The organism is Yoonia sp. (genome assembly GCF_017854415.1).
GTDB lineage: Bacteria > Pseudomonadota > Alphaproteobacteria > Rhodobacterales > Rhodobacteraceae > Yoonia.
In genome coordinates, this window is the sequence record NZ_JAFMHR010000235.1 from 1 (window position 1) to 3,266 (window position 3,266).

1 protein-coding gene is annotated in these 3,266 nt (G+C 59.6%); it reads right to left on the reverse strand.

Translation table 11 applies throughout. The features are described 5' to 3' along the window. Positions 1–77 precede the first annotated feature (77 nt). On the reverse strand, positions 78–3,044 hold the full coding sequence (locus tag QZ197_RS15875; RefSeq protein ID WP_296433203.1) for a reverse transcriptase domain-containing protein: 2,967 nt from the start codon (positions 3,042–3,044) through the stop codon (positions 78–80). Positions 3,045–3,266 lie beyond the last annotated feature (222 nt).

Below are 3,266 nucleotides of genomic sequence, written 5' to 3' on the forward strand. Positions count from 1 at the left end.
TCTAGTATAGTATATGAAATATGTTGTATTATGTTTTTTTGGTTTCAGGCGTTAAGGAAGCCCGGTTGGTTTACCGCCTATGCGGTCAGGAGGTCAGAGCGTGCCTTTAGGCGAGCCCTCACCGCGTTGAGTCTGAGCTCCGCCGGAGTCACCACCGACTGGAGCAGAGAGCCGTCCTTTGCAACCTTGGCCGAAGGGCCGACCGGCAGGTTGAGGACAGGGTGGCGACCAGCCGCCAGCCTTTTGAGCACAGCCGCCCCAGCCGAAGTAGGCTTGAGCTGGCATGCCTGTTCGAGTCCCCCGAATCTCTTGGTGCCCCACTTTCCACAAGTGGCGCAGAAGACCAGGGGAAAACCGTCGCAGGAGGAGGCCATGAGCGTGTGACCTTTGGCCAACCCGGCCAGCCTCCCCAGGAAATGCTGCTCCCCTGCAGGGCAAGGCCTGCCTGAGATTGCGTCTCTCTTGGCGACTGTGCGGGCCACCAGGTTGCAGGCCGAGCACTGCCATCGCTTGAGTCCATGGACCCAGCTGTGTGCGTGCCCCGAACCTGTTTCCCTGCGAGAAATGACCAGTTTGGGCTGGCCCTTTTTGGGCCCTCCCTGGCCTTTGTGCTTTTCGAGTTTTGGCCAGAGCGGCCACATCCCGACCAGCAGCCTAGAGAAAGCCTTCAAGTCGCGCAGGTCGCTTTCCCAAGCTTCCAGGACCTCCTTGCTGGGCCCAGGGTGCAGCTGAGCACCGAGCTTGGCAAAGTGGTCTGCGCGCTCGTTGGCCCTGGCCATCTCCGCTTGCCTCTCAGTCATGTCGTCAGTGACGTCCTGGTGCGCTTTGACTTTGAGGCAAGCGGAGATGGTCTTCCTACCAGGGTCCATCAGGGTGCCCTTGACGATGCCGCCATAGGGCGCCTTCGCGGACATGCTGAGAGAGAGCTCCTTGTTGTGCCCATCCACCACAGACCTGCAGTCGACATGCAACAGGGACCTGCCACGAGCGGTCTGGTGAGAGACTCCCCAGGCCACCCACTCTGCCGCCTGCGAAGTCTGTGGGAGAGGAGCCCACACAGGACCATACAGGACGACATCATCCAACCCCTCACCCCCTTCTTGGATCACTGACCATCCGGCCCTGCACAAGTCGAAAACAGGCTGGGGATAGGCCGAGCCGTCGGAGAAGAGTGATCCAACAAGGGAGCGGGTGACGCCGAGGGGGGTCTCGACCCCATTGACCAGGTGCACTCCAGGGTGCTCCGCCAGAGGGGGAGGCCAGTTTTTGCCGGGATGCAGCAGGATTCCCCTCTGGAACTTTAGGTCCGAGGGGCCCGCCGCGCGAGCTCTGGCGAGGAAGTCCTCTTCAGCGAGTTCCTCCCGCCTCTGCCTGCATTCCTCTGCTTCACAGAGGTAGAGGCGGTGGTGGGGAGTGTCATCGGCAGCCGTGCACAGGGGGCAGACGCCGCTGACAGGGTAGCCCATCTCACGCTGCCTCTCACCAGTCCAAAGGGCTCCAACCACCCCCGCTCTCAGCAGGCCGGCCTGTTTGGCTCCGAGCTTTTTGGACTTCGTGATCCTCATGATCGGCTGGATCGTGATGCGTGAGACTTGATCGTTGCAGGCTCCCAGCTTAAGGGCCGCTTTCTCTTCAAGTTTCACCCACCTGGCCTGTGCCGCCAGCTTTTTGACCATGGCAGGCGAGTTCTCCACTAGGGAGAGGATGAGCCCTTCAGCAGTGACGACTCTGAAGGGGTCTAGGAAGGACCAGCCCAGTCGCTCAGCCTCCAGCCTCGCAACCATCATAGGACCCCTGGCGCTCCTCCAGCTGTCTTGTTTGCGACACATCGACGCGTTCCAGGCCGAAAGCAGCTGGGGGATCGTCAGGGCCCTCTCATCGCTTCTGTTGGACGCCGTCCAGACTTCGCGAGACCACCTGGCCAGGGCCGCTACCGAGTGCAGGGCCAAGGGGTCCCCGATCGCCATCACATGGAGAGTCCGAGACTTGCCCATGCCAAAAGGAGGGTTGCAAGCAGATGCCGCCCTCTCGAGCCTGTCCAGCTCACCTGGTGACAATCCGTGCACCTCAGAGCCATACACTGCCTGCGGCCTTATGCCAGTGGTGAAAATTTTTCCAATCTTGTTAGCGCCTGCCCTTGCTAACCTACGGAGCCTAGCCACCCTGGGGCGAGTGCCTGAGAGCCTCTTGCTTCTAGTAGAGCACCTGGCCCTGAAGCTTCGAGGCCTTCCCCCCGAGGTGTCTATTCCCAGATTCTTTGCCAGCCAGGTAGGCATGCCCGCCTTTTCCTTCAGGGCACTGCGCACGCGCGCAGCGACGTCCGAGTCAGACGAAACGACCGCAGCCTTGGGAAGTGAGATGGCACAGCCCAGGGTGCCTTCAATGACCTCAGCCAGGTCGGTCGCAGCCTGCACGACATTCACAATGATGGAAGCGGGCGGGCCTTGCATAGAGACCCCGGTGTCATCAATGTAGGCATCCAAGGTGACCCTAGGATTCCTCAGAGCGAAACCTTTGAAGGGGCGGTAGTAGTAAACCTTGACGAGAGTAGTAGCACCACCACAACCAGCCACCACCCCCCTATCAGGCTGTATTTCCTGGGCGCACATGCCATAGAGAGCCACGAACCTCGGAAAGCTGTAGCCAGCCAAGCACAGCCTCAGAAGCCTAAGAGGAAAACCCAGATGGATGGCTTCGGTCAGCAATTTTCCATGGTCCAGGCTTTCATAGAACTTGATTAAATCCCACAGCAGGCAGACAGCAGCGTGTGCCTTGTGAGTTGCCGCCTCAGACCTAACAGCCTGCCTCCACACCACGTCGACTGGGGATCTGTTTTTGCCCATAGCGAAACACGGCAGGTCATGACTCTTTTCCCAGTCGTCGAGGAGGGGGCGCCTGGCCTTCAGATACAGCCTGTAAATGGCTGGGAACAGGCCTATCGGCCGAAAACCCCCCGCTGGCTTCTCCAGGAGAGGGACCAGGAGCTGAGACACCTGGTCAGGCCATTTTCCTTTGTCTTCTATGATCATGAGAAGAACAGCCAAAGCCTCAAGGCACCTGTGAGAGACAAAGGAAAAATGCCTGACATGGAAACCATCGGGGGCAGATGCCGTGGCCTTGCCAAACTTTCCTGCTGCCTCGCGCAGCTGCTGAGCTGTGATCTGCGGCAGCGCAGGCATCTCCAGATCGGCAGGCCAAGTGAAAACACCATTGCTATCCCTCAACCCGCTTTTATGCCCCTCGACACACCAAACACTCTGCCAAAG